General features: G+C 46.0%; 19 protein-coding genes. 4 read left to right on the top strand and 15 right to left on the bottom strand.

What is annotated here, in order from left to right:
* Window positions 1–82: 82 nt before the first annotated feature.
* Both ACFVQB_RS28510 and ACFVQB_RS28505 read right to left on the bottom strand, forming a co-directional pair.
* Window positions 83–499, bottom strand: coding sequence for a hypothetical protein (locus ACFVQB_RS28510; RefSeq protein WP_163757613.1), 417 nt, complete (start codon window positions 497–499; stop codon window positions 83–85).
* 287 nt (window positions 500–786) lie between these two features.
* Complete coding sequence (locus ACFVQB_RS28505) at window positions 787–2,067, bottom strand: XRE family transcriptional regulator (RefSeq protein WP_379447234.1); 1,281 nt, start codon at window positions 2,065–2,067, stop codon at window positions 787–789.
* 382 nt (window positions 2,068–2,449) lie between these two features.
* Between ACFVQB_RS28505 and fabV the strand changes: the two genes are divergently transcribed.
* Window positions 2,450–3,640 carry an enoyl-ACP reductase FabV gene (gene fabV, locus ACFVQB_RS28500; RefSeq protein ID WP_379447233.1) on the top strand — a complete coding sequence of 397 codons (1,191 nt, stop codon included), beginning with the start codon at window positions 2,450–2,452 and terminating at the stop codon, window positions 3,638–3,640.
* 105 nt (window positions 3,641–3,745) lie between these two features.
* Here fabV and ACFVQB_RS28495 read toward each other — a convergent pair whose 3' ends face one another.
* The 3 genes from ACFVQB_RS28495 to ACFVQB_RS28485 form a co-directional block, all read right to left on the bottom strand.
* Window positions 3,746–4,996 carry a DNA glycosylase AlkZ-like family protein gene (locus tag ACFVQB_RS28495; RefSeq protein WP_379447232.1) on the bottom strand — a complete coding sequence of 417 codons (1,251 nt, stop codon included), beginning with the start codon at window positions 4,994–4,996 and terminating at the stop codon, window positions 3,746–3,748.
* Window positions 4,997–5,132: 136 nt separating this feature from the next.
* Entirely contained in the window at window positions 5,133–5,357 is a 225-nt protein-coding gene (locus ACFVQB_RS28490) for a hypothetical protein (protein WP_379447231.1), read from the bottom strand.
* Between the two features lie 70 nt (window positions 5,358–5,427).
* A complete protein-coding gene (locus ACFVQB_RS28485) occupies window positions 5,428–6,024 on the bottom strand; it encodes a restriction endonuclease (protein ID WP_379447230.1) in 597 nt (198 codons plus the stop codon).
* Between the two features lie 256 nt (window positions 6,025–6,280).
* Between ACFVQB_RS28485 and ACFVQB_RS28480 the strand changes: the two genes are divergently transcribed.
* Entirely contained in the window at window positions 6,281–7,555 is a 1,275-nt protein-coding gene (locus ACFVQB_RS28480) for a PQQ-binding-like beta-propeller repeat protein (RefSeq protein WP_379447229.1), read from the top strand.
* Between the two features lie 298 nt (window positions 7,556–7,853).
* A complete protein-coding gene (locus tag ACFVQB_RS28475) occupies window positions 7,854–8,720 on the top strand; it encodes a putative RNA methyltransferase (protein WP_379447228.1) in 867 nt (288 codons plus the stop codon).
* A gap of 126 nt (window positions 8,721–8,846) precedes the next feature.
* Here ACFVQB_RS28475 and msrA read toward each other — a convergent pair whose 3' ends face one another.
* The 6 genes from msrA to ACFVQB_RS28445 form a co-directional block, all read right to left on the bottom strand.
* Window positions 8,847–9,365: a peptide-methionine (S)-S-oxide reductase MsrA gene (gene msrA / locus ACFVQB_RS28470; RefSeq protein WP_379447227.1), complete on the bottom strand. Its 519-nt coding sequence runs from the start codon at window positions 9,363–9,365 to the stop codon at window positions 8,847–8,849.
* A 163-nt stretch (window positions 9,366–9,528) separates the two neighbouring features.
* A complete protein-coding gene (locus ACFVQB_RS28465) occupies window positions 9,529–9,786 on the bottom strand; it encodes a GlsB/YeaQ/YmgE family stress response membrane protein (RefSeq protein WP_379447226.1) in 258 nt (85 codons plus the stop codon).
* A 528-nt stretch (window positions 9,787–10,314) separates the two neighbouring features.
* Entirely contained in the window at window positions 10,315–11,616 is a 1,302-nt protein-coding gene (locus ACFVQB_RS28460) for an AAA family ATPase (RefSeq protein WP_379447225.1), read from the bottom strand.
* On the bottom strand, window positions 11,616–13,079 hold the full coding sequence (locus tag ACFVQB_RS28455; protein ID WP_379447224.1) for an RtcB family protein: 1,464 nt from the start codon (window positions 13,077–13,079) through the stop codon (window positions 11,616–11,618). The genes ACFVQB_RS28460 and ACFVQB_RS28455 overlap by 1 nt, the downstream gene beginning before the upstream one ends.
* Window positions 13,080–13,677: 598 nt before the next feature.
* A complete protein-coding gene (locus tag ACFVQB_RS28450; RefSeq protein ID WP_379447223.1) occupies window positions 13,678–14,496 on the bottom strand; it encodes a TerC family protein in 819 nt (272 codons plus the stop codon).
* A gap of 288 nt (window positions 14,497–14,784) precedes the next feature.
* Window positions 14,785–15,099, bottom strand: coding sequence for a DUF3817 domain-containing protein (locus ACFVQB_RS28445; protein WP_379447222.1), 315 nt, complete (start codon window positions 15,097–15,099; stop codon window positions 14,785–14,787).
* Window positions 15,100–15,273: 174 nt separating this feature from the next.
* Between ACFVQB_RS28445 and ACFVQB_RS28440 the strand changes: the two genes are divergently transcribed.
* Complete coding sequence (locus tag ACFVQB_RS28440) at window positions 15,274–16,374, top strand: glycosyltransferase family 4 protein (protein ID WP_379447221.1); 1,101 nt, start codon at window positions 15,274–15,276, stop codon at window positions 16,372–16,374.
* Between the two features lie 27 nt (window positions 16,375–16,401).
* Here the strand turns inward: ACFVQB_RS28440 and ACFVQB_RS28435 are convergent, their stop codons facing one another.
* From ACFVQB_RS28435 to ACFVQB_RS28420, 4 genes are all read right to left on the bottom strand, one after another.
* The gene (locus tag ACFVQB_RS28435; protein ID WP_379447220.1) at window positions 16,402–16,764 is read right to left on the bottom strand and encodes an HIRAN domain-containing protein; all 363 of its coding nucleotides are present in this window, start codon (window positions 16,762–16,764) and stop codon (window positions 16,402–16,404) included.
* A 47-nt stretch (window positions 16,765–16,811) separates the two neighbouring features.
* Window positions 16,812–17,777 carry a helix-turn-helix transcriptional regulator gene (locus ACFVQB_RS28430; RefSeq protein ID WP_379447219.1) on the bottom strand — a complete coding sequence of 322 codons (966 nt, stop codon included), beginning with the start codon at window positions 17,775–17,777 and terminating at the stop codon, window positions 16,812–16,814.
* A 271-nt stretch (window positions 17,778–18,048) separates the two neighbouring features.
* The gene (locus ACFVQB_RS28425; protein WP_379447218.1) at window positions 18,049–18,570 is read right to left on the bottom strand and encodes a hypothetical protein; all 522 of its coding nucleotides are present in this window, start codon (window positions 18,568–18,570) and stop codon (window positions 18,049–18,051) included.
* Window positions 18,571–18,877: 307 nt separating this feature from the next.
* On the bottom strand, window positions 18,878–19,510 hold the full coding sequence (locus tag ACFVQB_RS28420) for a 50S ribosomal protein L25 (protein ID WP_379447217.1): 633 nt from the start codon (window positions 19,508–19,510) through the stop codon (window positions 18,878–18,880).
* Window positions 19,511–19,753 lie beyond the last annotated feature (243 nt).

Below are 19,753 nucleotides of genomic sequence, written 5' to 3'. Positions count from 1 at the left end.
CCCACCCTCTCTATATCTCTATTATTCGTTGTTAGTTGTATTTACTGAATTATGAGCTTCCCCCTTGAAACACGATCACCTTCTAGACGGACAACAGCCCCATGTAGATCAGCTCGGACGGATTCGCCGGATTTTGACCCAATCCCACCCGATCTCCCACGCGCGGAATCTGCATCTTGGACACCAGTGTTTCCAATGTTCGCTGATACTGATTGCCATTCGTCTCTGTTACATCCAGAACAAGCACAACAATCGGGTCAAAATTGATCAGCTTGCCCGTATCGGTAATCGTGATTACCGTGGCTGTTGCGGTTAAGGGAAGGGAACCACTTGCCGCCAGTTGTGCCTGCTTAGCCGAATCCAGACTCTGGTTGATGGCTTCCCGATGCTCCTTCGATACAAAACCTTTCATCATCATGCCGGTAAGTCCTTTATTCATCATTTTATCCGCCTTTGCAATCGCATCTTCCTGCTTGTTCTTTTTACCAAACCATCCCATAATGGACACCTCGTTTTTTTGTTTTTGGTTATAGTTAAATTATAAACAGCACGGCTTGTCCTTGAATACCCTTTTGACTGCATACAAAAGAAACGAAAAATCCAGCGATTAAACCACTAGATTTTCGTTTCTTTAGCATACTTATCAGGTGATTCCACAAAAAAAGAGCCGTAAAACGACTCTTAAATGAAAGGTTGAGAGGCATATTTTGTGCCTATTGCAGTGGTATTGAACAAAATATTGAACAAAATCATGCCAAAAACGGCTGTTCCAAGCCGATTTTCGATCTATTTTTTGCGTAACAGGTAGACCAGCTTCCGATAATACATGGCGGCTTCCTTATATTTTCGCTGATCCTCGGACACCACCGCCATTCCCTCATATAACGGTTCAAGCCGCATGACATGCTGAACAGACTCAAAATAAGGCAGGCACGCGAGCGAACGCTCCATGAACACTTCACGATCCCCATGCGCAAGAGCCAGATGGCTCTGGTAGAAGGTTGCGCTCATCTGTTGATCCTGAGTCGTTGCACTATTCAACAGTTGATCCACACTCTGCGCAAGTACACCCCAGTTTTTTCGTGCCAGTGCCACTTCACACCGATACACACTCACTAACGGCTTCATGGCCTGCTGGGTTTCTTCGGGTTCCTGCTTCAACAGGGATTCGAATTGTTCGATCTCCGACTGCGCCTGATCCAGTTCCCCCGTCATGGTTAACATGACAATCCGATTATTCGCAATGGCGGTGACCAGATCGCCCTGATTGCCGGCATACACCAGATTCGCCTCTGCCATGGTCAATGCCGAGAGCGCCTCCTGTACCAGTCCCATTGCAAAGCAATATCCGCTGTACGCCAAATATAAACCGGACAAACGATGAAACAGCCGCTGATCATAGACATGTCTCATGGTGAGATCGAACACCTGCTTGGCCTCTTCGTACTGTTTGACCTGAATGTAGGCTTCCATCTTGATATTTTGCACAGACAGCCAGAATTCACTTCCAGGAAGGGCCAATTCACTTAGCCTGGTTGCATGCGTTAACACATCCACAGAGGCAAGCTTGGAACGATAGTACTGCACTTTGTAATATAATAACGCCTTGACTAACGGACGCGGCAGATCTACATCGTCAGGACGGCCGTATTTCTCCAGATAAAAATTCAGATAGGATGTATGTATATATTCATGAGCCGATGCATCATTTAATTGTTGGTAATAGACCGCCTTCATTAACGCCGTGGTCAGCTCTACTGTCAGCGCATCATCCCGATCCTCCAGCGTGTGCACGATATCTTCTGCTATCACCGAAGCTGGTACTGACATTTGTTCAAAAATAGCCTCTGCCCTCGCCAGTGTTTCCTCATCCTGTGCAGAAGCATTTAACAGATAGGAAGACGTAACGCCAAGACGTGACGCAATAGCCTCTGCCAGATCTTCAGGGAGTGGATAACGATCGGCTAGAATATTGGCAAAGTGAGCCTGCGTGACCAGACCTTCCACGAGGTCTTTGCGGGAGATTTGCTTTCTTTTGCTCAGAAATTCAATCCGTTCCTTCAGCATGGCTCGTATTCCTTTCGTTTCAGTCCTTAGAATCTACTATAAGTTGAACGAATGATTTTACACTAGAGCACTGCGTGGCCAGAACCATCTTCCGATCGCTGTTATCCCCGGATTTTTTGGAATCCCTTATAGAAGGGGAAAATCCGGGGATAAAGGCGAACGCGTCGCTTCTCCAGATTTGTTCTGTCCTCTCCGTTATCGTGTAAATGTTTAGTTCAAATTATATAATATCATCCCGGATGCGAAGCCGGATACCGTCTTTTAGCCAAATCCATCGAAACGGTTTCCGTTTCGGAGGCAATTGTTTTACAATAAGAAGGTATGTACAAGAGCATTATCCAATAATAATGAACAAGAGTTGAATATGAAAGGATGCAAATGAATGATTATTAAACCAAGAACACGTGGTTTTATTTGTACAACTTCCCATCCTCTAGGCTGTGCTGCACAAGTGCAGGAACAAATTGATTATGTAAAATCCCAACCGCAATTGAACGGACCCCGTAACGTACTCGTTATCGGAGCTTCCACTGGATATGGACTTGCTTCGCGCGTAGTATCCGCATTCGGTGCCGGAGCCAACACCATCGGCATTTACCGCCCAAGCAGCGCCACTGAAAAACGTACAGCTTCAGCAGGCTGGTACAACTCCGCTGCATTTGAGAAAGCTGCGGAAGAAGCAGGACTGAAATCATACAGCATCACAGGTGATGCCTTTGCCAACGAAACAAGAGAAAAGGCCGTTGAACTGATTCGCAGTGAACTCGGTCAGGTTGATTTGGTTGTCTACAGTGTAGCGTCGGCACGCCGTACCGATCCGAATACTGGTGAAGTATTCAACTCCGTGCTCAAACCGATTGGACAATCGTATACGAACAAAACAGTCAATTTCCATACGGGAGAAGTCACTTCCATTACGCTTGAACCGGCAACCGAAGAAGAAATTGGCCAGACCGTGACGGTCATGGGCGGAGATGATTGGGAACTGTGGATGGACGCCCTGCAAGAAGGCGGAGTACTCGCTGATGATGCGACTACCATTGCTTTCTCCTACATCGGTCCTGAACTTACTCATGCCATTTATCGCGATGGTTCCATTGGTCAGGCCAAGAATCATCTGGAAGCGACAGCACATAAGCTGAATGATCGTCTGAGTTCAACAGGTGGGCGTGCTTACCTCACTGTAGCCAAAGCGTTGGTAACCCAATCCAGCTCCGCAATTCCAGTGGTGCCGCTGTATATCTCTGCATTGTACAAAGTCATGAAAGAAAAAGGCTTGCACGAAGGCTGCATCGAGCAATTGCAACGCTTGTTCGCTGATCGCCTGTATGCGGGAGGAGAAGTTCCGACTGATGAAGCAGGGCGTATTCGTATCGATGATTGGGAGATGAGAGAGGACGTTCAGGAAGAAGTGGCGAAGCTCTGGAACGAGCTGACCACCGAAAATATCTACGATCTGTCCGATTTGGTAGGATACCGTCAGGAATTCTTCCAACTGTTTGGTTTCGAAACCGACGGCGTGGATTATGAAGCAGATGTTGATCCAAATGTTGAAGTACCACATCTGCGTTAATTGAAAACCAATTTTGCTATGGGACTGGCGTAACAAGCTTATTACATGTCCAGACCCAGCCTTAGGGGAGCGAGCTTTCGCTCCCTTTTTTGCCGTCTACCAGTATTATAAAATTGACTTGAGCTGCTTTTTCAACCCCTTGGGTACCGTCTTCTCTACCTTTATGGATCTCGCTCCATGCATCGTTGCAAAGAACTGGAGTCCCTCTCGAAAATCCGCGATCCATTCTTCTACTGGCGGAGCAGTCTCTTCCATCGATAACAACCGAACCGTTAGCACGCCCGTTTTGCGATCGAGTCGCGGGTCCATGCGTCCAATCAGCCGATCTCCGTGAAGAATAGGCATGGCGTAATATCCGTAGGTTCGTTTCACCTCTGGTGTGTAAATCTCCCACTTATAATGGAAATCAAATAAATCCACAATCCGTTCCCGTCTCCACAGCAGGTTGTCCAGCGGGGGCAGGAATCGTACCGGACCTGATGGATCATAATGCGTTTCTTCCCTTTCCATCTCACGCAACAAACCCTCATCTTCTGCACGGATGTAATAAGGCGTCGTAACGTCCTCTACCTCCAGTGGGATCATGCGACCATCTGCGACACGTGCAGCCATATCATTCCGACGTTCAGCAGCCGTGGATTTGATCCAGCCCAATCGTGGATCTCGCACGTCCACGACCCGATATGCGTAAATGTACTTGTCCATTAGAGCCTGCCTTTGAGTCAAAAGATCGATTTCCGCTGTCATGGATTGGCCCTGCTCCAGCAGTCCGGATTCCGTAATATGAAAATAACGCTCATTCCCCTGCCTTGCCACAACACGAATAGCAGCCGAATCCAGCAGCAAGTTCAACGCTAACGTGGTGTCCTTCGTTTTAGGCACATCTGCACTGTCCCAATATCCACTCACCCGTTCGACAGCACGGAAAGCTCTTGAGGGTAAAGGTCCCTCATCTTCCAAACGCTTCAGTACATGCTGCACCGTATTCTCCAGCCCTTGCAATGAAGGAGCCAGACGCTCGCGTAATCGGACACGTACAGGTTCAAACAAAGCATAGTCTTCGATCGGAATGACACATACAGCATTGGCAAAATATTCGAACACTTTATGATCACTCAGCAAGGTATGTAAATACTCGGAGGTATAGCCCGGATCACGAGCGCCCAGCACCAGATGCTGGTTTCCGGTTACGGCAGCGACAGGATCAATCTGCACGCAGCCAAGGGAGCGGATCAACTGCATCACCTGTTCAGGACCCGAAGGCAAGGAAGCGGCGGGCCAACGTCCTAATAAAGATTGAGTTTGCAGCAAAAAACGCCGAACGATTTTCTTATTCAAGCGAAGCGCTGTTGTCATATGTGAGATTCTTCCCTTCATCGAAGATAGGAGGAGGTGTTGTATTAGTAATCCAATTCAAAAGAGATACATTGATTTTAACAGTTCAAGGGATGTCATACCAATCGAAGGAAGAGCTTTTTTTAAATTTTGATGCTTAATCAGCACTCCGCACATCATAGACAAAATAAAAAGAAGCACCACCATCCTGGGTCCGCTTCTTGTGTTTGACCTTTTGCAATTTTTCCTGTTTTGTGGGCATGAGTCGAACATGCTGGGATAATGCTCCATAATCTCCGTTTACTCTTCGACTTTGCTCCGGACACCATTGTCCCGACCGCTCTGCTTTGCGCAATGCTTTTTGCGTTTGTGTACGTGCCATTATAATTGAACACACTCCCTTGGTTGGTATGCACTCAATATATCATGTGCAGGCAGACAAGTGAAGGTGATTAACGTGGAACTCTTTTCCGCCGTGATTGCCATGTTTCCACAGGTTCCTGATCGTCCTCCTCAATCAATTCCAGTGCTTCTTCCATTCTTCTGGATTTAAACAGCGTGATCAGGTCCAGCAGATCTTCCCGGTCCAGCAGCTTCACCCCGTTGACCGCGGCCAGCGTCCGGCATGCTTCCGTATATCTGGCTGAGGTGAGCACGATGGATCGATCTGCCTCATAATAACGCATGGACGTGTAGATCTCCTGCACCGCGCTGAGTCCAACCGGATGATTCGCTCCGTAGCGTTTGGCCTGAATTACATTACGTCTGCCTGCTCTATCCACAAATACAAGGTCAGCACCAAAATCACGGCTGCTTGTGGTCTTATGTACTTCGGCATAACCGAGTTGTTGGAATAAATGATATAGGTACAATTCAAATTCCGATCCATCCTGCATTTTATCGATATCCTTAATCGTAATCTTACGCGGATTGGCCTCACTTCGTATGCGCTGCCCTCGGCGAATTACACGGCGTATGATCCAGGCAATGAGCAGTAGAAGGACAATAACACCTATACCCACAGTGGTCATATTTTCATTCCAATTCATGTCTGTTCTCCTTGTCGTTCCTCTAATCTGGCAGGCTTGTACCCCTCTTAGCCCTCGTCACCCGACTAAATATAGCAGACTTCTCTCGTAACAGAAAGAAGATGAATTCCCTGTAACCCTCGAACTTCCCCAAACAACAATAATATTACATATTAATCATAAAAGGTTACAGACACTCAGGTTGAATTTCACATGTATGAAATGGTAGAATTCAACAATCGGTTCTATTTTGAATCGAAGAAAGGTGGTTTATAACTTGCATACATCCAACAAACGAAAATCCAAAACATGGGCTGCACTCATTCTCAGTGGCACGCTTCTCTTCAGCCTGCATACACCAAGCTACGCGGCCGCAGAACAAAATGCGCCATTGCCCAAGCCTGCGTGGACATCACCTTCTCTGGCACTCACACAAGTGAATACGGAGAAAGACGTTATCGTCAACGAATTGAACGCAGTACCTGCAAAAAACCTGGTGTACGTGCATTCTTCCCAGCCCGTGACCAAAACAAGCAGCAATACCAAGCTGGATTGGCAGCTGGATTCGCTTCAGGCGCTGGATGCCACGACCGGACAATTGAAATGGAACGTTATTTTTCATGAGAAAAGTGGGCCTTATACAACCTACTCCAATTCACTATATACCAGCAACGGCACAGCCTATGTATATATGGAATATTCAGACGGAACCAAGAAAGTATACTCGTTCAATACTTCCGGCAAAACCAACTGGGTCAAAAACGTGAGTAATTCATCATCCATGTATCTTCTGGACGACGATACGTTGTTGATTACTTCGAGCCCTGGTGTTCAATCGAACGGTTCCGTTCGTTCGGCCATCTCGTTGTACGACAAGAAGGGAAAACTGATTACAGAAAAAACAATCAACGGTGCTGTACTCAAAGCAGGCAGTGATCGAATCGTAGTCGATGCCAGCAAACAAACCAAAGTGGGCAGCTTCTGGCAGCCTGCCGCTAATCCCAAAGTGGAGATTTACGATCGTACGCTGAATCGTCTTTCCTTCTATCAGTTCCCGAGCAATGCCAACACTCTGGGAGACGGCGGCGGTGAATCGCTGGCCATTCTGGAAGATGGCTCCGTGATCATGCGTGCCAATTTTGCGAACACGGGTAACAAGCTGATGGGCTTTGGCACCGATGGCAAACTCGCCTGGGGCCGTGCTATTGCCGGTGATGCCTATGTTCAGACCGCAGGCAATGGTTATACGCTGTTTACAGGCCAAAAGCTGGAACTGTACACCATGAAAGGCCAAGTGACCGAACGTACTTTCAAGGAAGAGCAGCCTATACTTATGCAGGTTGATCGTACACAGGACGGGCAGTACAAACTTGATTTCGCCAAAAAAGGTTATATTCTCGATCCGCAAACATTGGATACGATACATGAATATGAGTTTGCATCCTCTCCTGGATTGCTCGATGGATATTCAACGTACAACGATCATATGATCTATCAGATCAATGACGATGCATTATCCAAGTATGTGTTGAAGACAGCCTCAGCTAAATAGTAAATGGAGCGCTCTGGTTGACCGACTAACGGTTAACAGGGCGCTCTGTTATTTCACACAACGATGTAGAGTCCCCTTCCGTTTATCCTCTCTAGGCAAACTGTTATAATAGTATCGTTCACTTTTTCACCCTACTCTTGATTGACAAAGGAGCGAGCCCTCCCATGATAATTCAATTCATTCGATACAGATAACTTGGGGCATAACCTAACCTCTTTTTTCAAAATGTACGATAGAGGTTTATTTGTTATGCCCTTTTCTTCAGTTATCCAGATCTGAATGAATGAGGTGCTATTCCATGTCAATCCATCGCAGAGAACGTAGTGCTGCGCTTATTTATCCATACATCCATATGCTTAAATGTCCCATCTGTCATCGCACTATGACAACGATTAGTCGGGACAATATTCAATGTAGTTCCAGGCATACCTTTGATTTGGCAAGACAAGGCTATATCAATTTCATGACACGTTTTTTCAAAGGCAGCTATGACAAACGCTTATTTACGGCCAAAAGGAATATTTTATCTCAAACTGCTATCTATACGCCTCTGATCGATATCATTCGCGATTGGATTGAAGGTTACTCCAATGGCAGCTGTCAGCCCTTGCATATTCTGGACGCAGGTGCAGGAGAAGGATCTCTTTTGAAGCAGATTACTCAGAATACTTCAGCTGTGGGCTGGGGGATCGACATCGCCAAAGAGGGTATTACCATGGCTTCTTCTGCCTACGAACAGCAAGTCTGGTTTGTTGGTGATCTTGCTTATAGTCCCTTTGCAGAGGGGCAACTGGACGTGATTCTGAATATTCTCTCCCCTTCGAATTATGAAGAGTTCGGGCGAGTGCTGAAGAAGGATGGCTGGATCATCAAGGTGATTCCCCGTGACCGATATCTAATGGAAATGAGAGAGCTTTTGTTTCGGGACCGATCTCACCAACTAGACAGCAGAGAGGATGTATTAAACCGATTTAGCAAGCATCATCATCTCATAGACAGCATTCCGCTAACATACATTCTGCCCGTAACGGAAGTCATGCTGAATTCACTCATTCATATGACACCACTCTCCTGGCATGGGACAGAATCAGCTATAGCCAGCGTTCAAGAGACCTTGTCGCAGATTACGATTGATTTAGAAATACTGGTGGGAAAACGCAGATAAGTTCTGTAACCTCCGAGGTAGCATTCTCTTGATCATTAAACAATCAAAAAACCGGGGAAGTTCCTGTTGGAACTTTTCCCGGCTTTTTCAATGTGATTTGATGTGAATTGGTCTAATGTAATGGAATTAATTATTCCAGTTTTCTTCAATAAATTCATCCCGTCCGGATATCGCACGGTCTTCCTTGTAATGTTTCTCATTTTTCTTGTGGTAATCCTGGTGGTAGTCTTCTGCCGGATAGAACACAACTGCATCCCGAATCTCCGTCACAATCGGTTGATTGAATCGCCCGCTTGCTGCCAGCTCCTGCTTGGAATGTTCTGCGAGCTCACGTTGCCGCTCATTATGGACAAAGATCGCTGTCCGGTACTGGCTCCCACGATCCTGAAATTGCCCTCCATCATCGGTTGGGTCCGTCTGGGGCCAATATAGCTCCAACAGACGTTCATACGGAAATACCTCTGGATCAAATGTAATTTCAACGACCTCTACATGACCGGTCTCCCCGGTTTTGACCTGCTCATATGTTGGATTATCGACGTGACCGCCGGTATAGCCAGATACAATACCATGAATGCCTGGTTGCTCTTCAAATGGTGTAACCATACACCAGAAGCATCCACCGGCAAATGTAGCTTTTTCCATGCACACTCATCCCTTTCTTTTGTACCTATATCTTAAAACAAAAAGAGGTTGATGGAAAGCCACCGCAGTGGACTTCCATCAACCTCTTCAGAAGCACCTGTTCTATTAAGCGTAATTCAAACTTGTTACCGACTCATTGTGAATTCAAGAGATCTTGAACTCGTTACCCACGGCTGCGACCCATAGAACGGAAAATCAAGCTCACGATCGCTACAAGTACAATGGCACCGATTAATGCCGGTACTATGTAGAATCCGCCCATTTCTGGACCCATTTTTCCCAGGATCACTCCACCTAACCATCCGCCGATAAAACCGGCAATGATGTTACCGATAACGCCGCCGGGAATGTCACGACCAACAATCAGACCTGCCAACCATCCAATGATACCACCGATAATTAATGACCATAACCAACCCATATCATTCACCTCTAATTAAAGTTTTTGTTGTTGTCTGTCTACTATTAACCGCTACAGAAGCATTTAAACAATTGGCATGAAAATTGTTGTATATTACCTTTTGTTCATATGCTCTTTTTTCTGTTAAACACCTATAACAAGGCATTTTGAACAGATCGCGGTCACTTCCCGGCGTCTTGCACAGTTCAAGACTGTGTTGTGTACCTCCCGAAAGTCATTGTATGTTAGTTCAGACAGCCTTAGTATAACCAATTGAGGTGAGAATATTTTTGGTCTATTTTAAAAAGTTAGCGTACAGAAAAGCAACCGTTCCGGTTACGAATCGTTCTTCCGATCGCTGTTATCCCCGGATTTTTTTGCATTCCCTTTATAGAAGGGAAAATCCGTTGATAAAGGAAAGATGATGCTTACGAAGTAGCTTTCTTCCAGAAATCTTTTAGCTTCGCTTCTTCAGAATCGATTTCGCACCCTCCACTACACTGTCCTCATCTGTCCAAAAATTTTTAAGGCCTCCACAATATTTAGGTATTAATAAAAACCTGCACGCCCCTTGCCTGGCTGGGTCAGCCAGTTATGCTTATGACTCTTGTCCAGCTCTCCTCGCATCGACTGAATGATCTGCACAATGTCCGTCTGGCCATTCTGGTGCCATTCCAGCGCTGCGCTGACATACAGCTCTCCAAGCTGGGCAAGAGAAAAGGTATCCGTCAATCGTGCAGCTTCCAGCGTACCTTCTTCCCCTGCGAAGACAGCAAAGCCACGTTGATTCAAATATTGCAGGCGTAGCCCCTCATCTGGTAGCGGTATTTCATAAGCACGATCGAATCGTCCGGCACGGTTCATGAGCCCTGGGTCTATTTTCTCCGGATAATTCGTGGTGCCAATTAGGAAAATTCCCTCTTTGGATGTTGCCCCATCCAGTGTATTCAGGAAAAAGGACCGGACTTCATCCGGCATGGAATCGATATCCTCAATAATCAACACCATGGGTGCCAAACGTTTGGCTGCTTCGAACACTTCACGCACCGATTCACTGTTTGTGTATTCGGTAATCTGCCAGTATGCCGCAGGCCCCGGAATGCTCCCCGCAATGGATTTGACGAGAGTGGTTTTCCCGTTTCCAGGATGACCATACAGCAGGATGCCGCGTTTGTACGGAATATCATAGTCTCGATAAAAGGAGCGATCCGCCTCGAAAAACTGGTCCAGCGAACGGAAAATATCCTGTTTAATTTGCGGAGAAAGCACTACCTCATCTCTCCCCACAGCGCGGGTAATGGATTCAACATGACGGTCACTGCCATTGCGGGCATCCGTGTACACCGTGACTTTTTTCATATTTTGCTGCCGTTCCCGTTCCCTTACACTGCCCAGAAATTGCTTCAATTCCTCTTCTCCTGTAGCAAAAACAAAATCCTCATTATAGATCCCATTCTCCCGGAAGAATGGAATGCGGACGAGAGCTACGCCCCACTGGGGATAGGCAAATACATTGTTGCGAATCGAATAATGCACACCATAGGTTGGTGCATCTCCATCATCCTCATAATGCAGTGTACGTAACTCCAGATCTTCGAAAATCCGGGCAACCAATTCCACTTCCGTACTGTTGCTTTGCAGATCTTCTTTTAGCAGATCCCAGTATTCACTGTTTGGATCATCGCTGGCATAGAGTTCATAACGAACGCCGTATCGATTGCCAAGCGCTTCAATGATGCCGCGAATCAAGCGGGCATATATGGCATAGCCTTCGTTTCGGATTTGACTGTCTTGTTGCTCTTCATAGGAATAGATGACTCTATTATTCAATTGTTCTTTATCTATGGTCATTACTTAGCTCCCTTCACAGCGGCAAGTGGTTTACATTTGGCTACAACTTGAGCCAGACCTGCGCCGGTAACACTATCAATAATTTCATCGACATTTTTATACGCTTGCGGCGATTCATCAATAATCGATTCAAGCGAACGCTGGTTCACCACAATCTCATCTTCAGTTCCCACACCCAGCGCCGAGGCAAAATCCTCCACGATAACCAGGCGCTTCGTTGCTGTGCGCGACCGAATGCGTCCTGCCCCATGACAGATCGAATAATAGTTATCCTTCCCCTCGGGTTGACCTACCATGATATATGAAGCAGTCCCCATTGAACCGGGAATAAGCGCCGGATGACCTGTTGCCAGATATGGCTTCGGATTATCCGGATGACCGGCAGGTAATGCACGTGTAGCTCCTTTGCGGTGCACAAAGACAGAGCCCTGATCCGCGTGGCATTCCTCCCATGCATAGTTGTGCATCAGATCATAGAGGGTACGGAATTCGCATTTTGGACCAAACACATCCCGAAAAGCTTCGCGAATTGCATAAGCAATCAGATGGCGGTTCGCCACAGCATAATTCAGCGCAGAATACATCATATTGATGTAATGGCGACCTTCCGCATGTTCAAGCGGAGCAAAAACCAGTCTTGGATCGGACGTCCCCAGGCCGTTTCGTTGCATTACTTTCGCAATCGCCGATGAACTGGTTTGGCTTACATACCCGCCCCAGGCCCGGGAACCGGAATGAATCATGACAACAATTTGTCCATCATACAGACCCCAGGCTTCCGCAATCTCCCGATTTTCCTCGGCAATCTCAATCGCTTGAATCTCGGCAAAATGATTGCCTCCACCCAAAGTTCCTAACTGACGATGAGCCCGATGCCAGGTCATATCCGGTACCAGATTTAACACTTCCTCATCAAAGGCAAACTTGCTGCTCTCTACATGAGTAATGGAAGTTGATTTTTTCGGTGTATAGCTGTCGGGGATATATTTTTTGGGTAAGCCATGCAGGCCCTTGCGCACAATATGCTCCAAACGAATATCCGAGTAATGACCGCGCTGATTTGCCTCCATCGGCAGCACTTTCTCAATGGACTTCACGAGTTTACGGCGCAGCTTCACGTCTTTCAGATCGTCTTTATGCAAATTGGTCATATGCACCCGCATGCCACAGCCGATATCACTGCCTACGATGGATGGAGATACATAGCCACTCTTGGCATCCCATACCGCCGTTGTGCCGATGCAGGTACCTACACCGACATGTACGTCAGGCGTATAGCTCATGTAGGAAATACCCGGAATTTGAAGATTGTTGTTCGCCATCTCGAACACCTTATAGTCCAATGACGAGAATAGTTGCTGTGCCGCATATACCGTTAAGTCCCCAGCAGGCAATTTGACTTCATGTCGGTAGCCACCTGTGGGTTCGTTTTGACTCGTAAATAAATTAGGTTGTGTATTCATAAATGTTTATTATTCCTTCCTGTACTTTCAGCTAATTCGGTTCATTTTAAAAATTGAACCCAACGTTATTCCGAATTCATATCCATCTTCAGTACAACAAAAAAAGAAGCCACGGACAGTTCGCCCGTGACTTCTTCATGACAATAACAGAAAACAAAAGCAGCATGAACATGCCGCGTCTGTTCTCCATTGCAATATACGCCGAGAGTAGCATATCGATTAATAACGTTCCAAGGATAAACGATATGCATCTTCCCCTATGTCGCCCGCATGAGGCCAAAGAGACGATGAACTGGATATACAATTGTGTCTGTGCTTCGTAGTGTCTTTGTGGATTGCAAATCATAACCAACCATCATATCTCTCGGCCTCCCTTCATTAATATTATGTTTATATTAAGCGGACTTGTTTCGATGTGTCAACCCTTTTCTTGGAAAATCCCCTATTTTGCATATGCATTAGATTTAACTTCGTGCCAATAACTTATATAAAAAAAGCAGAGTCTGTAAGGAACAGACCCTGCTAACTCAAGCATATCATGAGATTAGATATCGATTATTGATGGTACATGTTTTGACAGATTGGAATTTACAATTTATCATTTCCCTGCTTGTTTTTCCAATTCTTCCACAGGATTTTCATCTTCTTTTTCAGGCACCTTGGAAGACAGGAACCAACCGCATACTGCAATCGTAATCAGCACAATGTAGAATCCAAATTTCCAAATTTTATTTTCTGGGAAATGCTCATCCAGGACGCCCAGTGAAGGGTGTGCAAGTGTAATAACAGCCAACTTCACCCCTACCCAGCCGACGATAACGAAGGCTGCAACTTCAAGCCCCGGACGGGAATGAAGCAGTTTAACGAAGAAGGAAGCCGCAAATCTCATGATGACGAGACCGATAAATCCGCCGAGGAAGATGACGATAAACTGTCCACCGTCAAGTCCACCAATCGGAGGCAGACCACTTGGCGGCAAGGCAACAGCCAGGGCCACAGCTGCGAGAATGGAATCGACTGCGAACGCGATATCTGCCACTTCCACCTTGAATACAGTCATCCAGAAACCAGATTGTTTTTTTGGTTTTTTGGGAGCGGAATCAGCCGCTTCATCTGTTTTGTTTCGGCTACCCATAACTTTTTTAATAATGTGGTTAATGGAGATGTACAAGAGGTACAGGGCCCCAATCGCTTGAACCTGCCACACGTCCACCAGGAACGAGATCAGGAACAACGAACCCAATCGGAAAATGAATGCACCCATTAAACCATAAAACAACGCTTTTTTGCGTTTATCATCAGGTAAATGCTTAACCATAATGGCAAGAACCAATGCATTATCCGCAGCAAGTAACCCCTCCAGGACTACTAAGACGACAAGAACCCACCCATACTCCAATAATAACGATAACTCCAAATTTTACTCCTCCTTAGTATCCTTATCCTTATGATGTACAAAAAAAGGACCTTTACCATCGCTGGTAAGGTCCTTTATATTCACAAAAAGAGACCTTTACCCAGCATGAAAACTTGGTAAAGGTCTCGCTAACAACAAAATTGCTGCCAATAAAGCCGGGGATGTAATCCCGAACTGACGACTTTACTGTGAAAGCTACTCCCCTTTAACATCAGGAATATTTAGTTTTAAGTTGAATGAAACAGGTTCAATAATCTGCTCTCATCATATTCATAACGATAAGCAAAGTCAAGCTTTATTTGACTGACTGCGGTCCAGCTTGCGAAAGACCAGCAAATCATAGATGAAATTGCCCAGCGGGATAAACGAGACAAAAAATAAAGCAATTGGACGACGTAAACGCCATTTTTGCGTGGTATAAAGACTCACCATAAATAATAAATACATCAGAAATAAAAAGCCATAGATGTTGCCAAACCACGTGACAGCCTTAGGCATGATCCCTGATTCCCGCAATGGAAAAGCAACAAATAACAACAGCACATATGAAAGCCCCTGCAACCACAACAACAGTCGAAAGCGGCTGAGTGTTGAATGTAACATTTTTTTCCTCCTGCTTCTAAATACGCGCAACGAATTCACTGCATCCTATACAGTATATCACAAAAATGAAATTTACCCTCACGCGCAGTTCTACAGGAGCCAAATCCATCCGATGCACATAGGATATATGACCAAGATAGATTGTTGCGAATATGGACAAGGAGGAACCTGTTGATGAAAATAGCCCTGATTGCACCGGAAAAATTGCCAGTCCCAGGTAACGGATCAGTCGAAATCTGCATCCTCGGCATTGCTCGCGAACTTGCACTCCGTCACCAGGTGACGATCATAAGCCGTCAGATGCCCGGCCTTACCATTATAGAGCAAATAGACGGCATTACCATCCGGCGTGTGCCAGCAACCAGCCCCACCGAGTACACAAGGGCAGTTATCCGTTTTCTGAAAATAAAACCCTTCGATCTTATCCAGGTAGACAACAGACCTCATAGCATGGCTGCAATTAAACGAGCTTTCCCTACGTTACCTGTAGTGCTCTATCTTCACTCGTTAACCTTTGCACAGCCAGGGCCTGCAAGACTAGCGCTGTTAAAAAAAGCGAATTGGATTGCCGTCAACAGTGAATCCCTCAGACAAAGACTCGGTCGCCGATTCCCATCTTTGAAACGACGGATGGGTGTTGTGCCACTTGGCGTGGACCTAGGTCGCTTTTTCCCTGCAATAAAAGGAGAGCAGCAGCTTTTGCGGAAGCAGTTCGGTATTACAGGGCCATTCTCCATTCTGTATGTAGGTCGTTTGATTCCCGGCAAAGGTGTGGATGTTCTGATTCGTGCCGTAGCTCTTCTTCAGCAACAGGTATCTGTGCAACTGATCATTGCAGGGAAAGGACCTACTGTCTACGTCCGCAAATTGCGACATCTTGCCCGTAAATTAAAAGTTGATGCCGCCTTTCGAGGTCAGATTGCCCATGAACGCATTGACCGTTTGTACCGGGCTGTGGACTGCCTGGTGTGCCCTTCCCAAGAACATGAGGCCTTCGGGCTGGTTAATGTGGAAGCTATGGCTTCGGGACTACCCGTCATCGCTTCAGACAATGGAGGCATTCGTGAAATCATCGTATCGGGGAGTAATGGATACCTTGTGAGACAGTACCACACCCCCCGAAGTTTCGCTGCTCACCTGTATAAGCTGGCAGACAATCCTTCCCTCGCTCGTTCTCTTGGAGAAGCTGGTCGTGCCAGCGCAGTTGAACAGTTCAGTTGGGCTAGGACAGCCATGCATCTTGAAGCAGCCTATACAAGACTCATCCGTGGATAAATCTTGTTGCGACCTTGCTTTTCTTCATCAGGCTTTTTCACGTGACTGCCAGTCTGCAATAAAGCTATCCATATGCGGAACAGGGACATACACCATTTCAATTAACTCCACAATAATCATATCTTTCATGGCAAATCTCACCTTAGCACAGGTCTGTTGGCGGAAAGCATCGTAGATTCCCGAGCCTGTCCAGCAGCCGTGAGGAGCGAGCAGCGGATTATTAACAATATATCCAACCGTCCCAATTGGGGGGACCACTACCTTAATGGCTTTAGGGTCCACCCGATTGTCGGGATCTTTGACCAGAAACAGGGTATCGCCTACGTTTAAAGCTTCCACACCATGATAATGTTCCATTCCATACATGGCTACAAATAATTTGGTACTCATCTCAAAAGCTCCTTTTACACATTTTTTTAAATTTAGAAGGGTTGAAATTATTGATCTTCCTCATAATGCTTCATCCACTCTATGAGTTGTTTACGAATTTCTTTACGATATTCGCGGGGTTCAAGGACCTCCGCTTCGGGGCCAAATTGATATAACCATTTCAGGAATTCACGACTACTGTTCAGTGTTACTTCAAATAACAATCCGCCATCAGGCATATCCGTCATTCGTGGACGAACAAACATTTCTTCTTCTTTTATGTAGGGGGCCACCTCTTTATTGAACCTTACTTTAAAATGAATCAGTTTATCCCCACGATCAATGGACCACGTGTTTTTCATGAACTGCGTTATGTTGAAATCACCCATAACAAAATGGGTATTGGTCTGTATAACGTCCAGAAAGCGACTGATCCGAAACAAACGGACTTTCAACTGCAAGTGGCAATAACCAATCAAGTAGAAACGCTGATCGCGCGGAATGAGGTAATAGGGATCAATGTCGCGGACCGTTATTTCATTTTTCGTAAGCGTGTGATATTGGGTTCGAATCGTTTGTTGATCCAGAATGGCTTCAATGACTGGAATAAGCAAATTGGGATACTTCCCTTCTTCCCGGTATGCAGGTGTGCCCATACGAATAATACCTGCGATATTTTCTACGATGTCACTGTTTCTCGATTTCATTTTGGTATGGGCTGTCATCACCTTATCAAAAGCTGAATCGAATTCAGCCGGGAGTTGCGAAGTATCCACCACGGATGGAAGCATGGAGAACACCATCGCTTCCTGTTCGGTAAAATCCAGAGGATACATGGCAAATTCACCAATGAACCGATACCCCTTGCCATAACCTTCATTCATGATAGGGGCAACCCTGTCCAAAATTCGGAGATCGCGATAAATCGTGCGCACAGTTGTACCGCATTTCAACGCCAATTCTTTGGCGGAAATTCCGGGATTCGCTTGTATAGCCTGAAGTATACGCAGAAGACGAATTAATTTCTCTGTCATGTAGTTTCTCCCCTTCGATATTTTATCGGCAAGGAAAACTAGTTCCTTTAGTCCGGTACTAAATCTTTAGTCCTAAACTTATTTTCGCAATTTCACCTTATGTATATAGTTCAATTGCACTTATTCGGCTTATTAAATATACATTCTCTTACTTGCTTGCGTAAAATATTTACCTCAAGTCCTTATACCTACGCCTGATTGCCTAATTGGAATTCAAAAAAAATAAAAAAAGTCTTGTCTCTTTGACCAGAGACAAGACTTTTTCGCTTGTTTATTTGTGCAATTGCAATAATTGAGTCAGCACATTGACCATATGGTCACACAGATCAGGGATATCTCCCATCTGATCTTCATTCACACTGCGGTCAAAATGTACTTCAGCTGTGACGGCGTAAGTTGCTGGCTGATCTTCAAATATATAATGAACATGCTGCAACTTTCGTTGTTCCGGCCAGCTCTTTTGTAATATGGAGCTAATCGCGGGACATTGAGTCTCAGGCTCCTTAATAACCATCCCGAACCGCAGTCGCAAACGGCAGCCTGACGGACCACCTGGTGTCTCCAGAATCTCAGCCGCGAGATCCTCAAGCGACGTGCTAAGTACCACTTCTCCTGTAACGTCAGGGCAATCTCTCAGGCAGAATTGCAGCACGAACTCTCTGGACATACGCGCCATCTCAAGCTGATCCTTCCGATCCGTAATGGAAATAAGTTCGTCCAAATTATCAAGATCATACAGGTGATTTTCGAAGCCTACTTTCAAATTGTCATAAATCGTCGGATCAAACATCATGTGAAACCTGCCTTCTTGTGCAAATTATACCCGATTGCTCGGCTTCTCCATGGCAAAACGGCTTGCCATTTCTGCCGAATTGAATTGTTACTTCGAAATCATAGTATACTGTAACGCTGTTTCACGCAAACAAACCACCGTCATTATACCAATTAATACTAACTATGTGGCAATATGTCATGAGTCAAAGCGGCATTCGTTATCGCGCATCTCCCCGCGACTCCACTTGGTACCTTTCCAACATAAAAAAGCCCGGTCATCACGACCGGGCTTGGTTGAGGTTCAGAATATTTAATATTCTGACTCCCTATTCTTCTTTGGCTGGCTCTTCTGGTGCTGCCGGTTCCGCTTCATCAGCAGAAGCCGTAGGCTCTGCCTCAGCCGCTTGTGGCGGCATCACGGAAGCGATGATGGAATCAGCTGACGTCACCAGAGTCAGACCTTTATCCAGCTTGATATCTGCGGCCGTCAAACGATCACCAATTTCCAGTCCGCTAACATCCACCTCAATAGAGGTTGGCAGATCAGCTGGAAGTCCTTCGACCTCCAGTTGAGTTTCCTGTGTCTGGAACACACCGCCTGCTTTGGAGCCGGCTGCAGTGCCTTGGAAGTCGATCGATACACTAACGCTGATCGGCTTGTTCTTCGAAATCTGCAGGAAGTCCACATGCAGCAGACGTCCGTTGCGTTCCTGCTGATCCTTGATCAGCACTGGAACCGTTTTGCCACCCTCAAGATTGAGGTTGAACATCTCGGAGCGACCTGTACGTGCTACTTTCAGCATTTCTTTTTCATCTACATGTATCGCGGCACCTTCCAATCCCGGGCCATAAACGACAGCCGGAACACGTCCGCCTTGTCTTAACAGGCGCAATGCTGCACCTTTCTTTTCAGTTCTTGGTGTTGCCGTAAGTTGAGCCATTTTTCCGTTGGATTTCATGATTGAACATCCTCCTTCAAGGGATCCTTACTTCATATTTGTTAGGAAGCCATAAGCTTCTCTCTTAGACCAGAATGGCCTTTTCATGCGTGGCCGAATCTGGGGCCATATCTATATTTACCCCAATGAAAGACCATCTCAAACACTGACATGTACAGTTTTTTTATTTTCCGGGTGAAAATGTATCTTTCTGATGAACAAAAAAGCAGCCGGAATACCTTCCGACCGCTTGTTAAGCCTATA

The organism is Paenibacillus sp. NPDC057886, from assembly GCF_042796655.1.
Taxonomy (GTDB): Bacteria; Bacillota; Bacilli; order Paenibacillales; family Paenibacillaceae; genus Paenibacillus.
Note: the sequence above shows the minus strand (reverse complement) of the source record. Positions and strands in the feature narration are given on the sequence as shown.

Excerpts from the sequence above, each read along its gene's own strand:
- ACFVQB_RS28510 (WP_163757613.1), bottom strand. The coding sequence starts at position 499 with ATGGGATGGTTTGGTAAAAAGAACAAGCAGGAAGATGCGATTGCAAAG.
- ACFVQB_RS28505 (WP_379447234.1), bottom strand. The coding sequence starts at position 2,067 with ATGCTGAAGGAACGGATTGAATTTCTGAGCAAAAGAAAGCAAATCTCC.
- fabV (WP_379447233.1), top strand. The coding sequence starts at position 2,450 with ATGATTATTAAACCAAGAACACGTGGTTTTATTTGTACAACTTCCCAT.
- ACFVQB_RS28495 (WP_379447232.1), bottom strand. The coding sequence starts at position 4,996 with ATGACAACAGCGCTTCGCTTGAATAAGAAAATCGTTCGGCGTTTTTTG.
- ACFVQB_RS28490 (WP_379447231.1), bottom strand. The coding sequence starts at position 5,357 with ATGGCACGTACACAAACGCAAAAAGCATTGCGCAAAGCAGAGCGGTCG.
- ACFVQB_RS28485 (WP_379447230.1), bottom strand. The coding sequence starts at position 6,024 with ATGAATTGGAATGAAAATATGACCACTGTGGGTATAGGTGTTATTGTC.
- ACFVQB_RS28475 (WP_379447228.1), top strand. The coding sequence starts at position 7,854 with ATGTCAATCCATCGCAGAGAACGTAGTGCTGCGCTTATTTATCCATAC.
- msrA (WP_379447227.1), bottom strand. The coding sequence starts at position 9,365 with ATGGAAAAAGCTACATTTGCCGGTGGATGCTTCTGGTGTATGGTTACA.
- ACFVQB_RS28465 (WP_379447226.1), bottom strand. The coding sequence starts at position 9,786 with ATGGGTTGGTTATGGTCATTAATTATCGGTGGTATCATTGGATGGTTG.
- ACFVQB_RS28460 (WP_379447225.1), bottom strand. The coding sequence starts at position 11,616 with ATGACCATAGATAAAGAACAATTGAATAATAGAGTCATCTATTCCTAT.
- ACFVQB_RS28455 (WP_379447224.1), bottom strand. The coding sequence starts at position 13,079 with ATGAATACACAACCTAATTTATTTACGAGTCAAAACGAACCCACAGGT.
- ACFVQB_RS28445 (WP_379447222.1), bottom strand. The coding sequence starts at position 15,099 with ATGTTACATTCAACACTCAGCCGCTTTCGACTGTTGTTGTGGTTGCAG.
- ACFVQB_RS28440 (WP_379447221.1), top strand. The coding sequence starts at position 15,274 with ATGAAAATAGCCCTGATTGCACCGGAAAAATTGCCAGTCCCAGGTAAC.
- ACFVQB_RS28435 (WP_379447220.1), bottom strand. The coding sequence starts at position 16,764 with ATGAGTACCAAATTATTTGTAGCCATGTATGGAATGGAACATTATCAT.
- ACFVQB_RS28430 (WP_379447219.1), bottom strand. The coding sequence starts at position 17,777 with ATGACAGAGAAATTAATTCGTCTTCTGCGTATACTTCAGGCTATACAA.
- ACFVQB_RS28425 (WP_379447218.1), bottom strand. The coding sequence starts at position 18,570 with ATGATGTTTGATCCGACGATTTATGACAATTTGAAAGTAGGCTTCGAA.
- ACFVQB_RS28420 (WP_379447217.1), bottom strand. The coding sequence starts at position 19,510 with ATGAAATCCAACGGAAAAATGGCTCAACTTACGGCAACACCAAGAACT.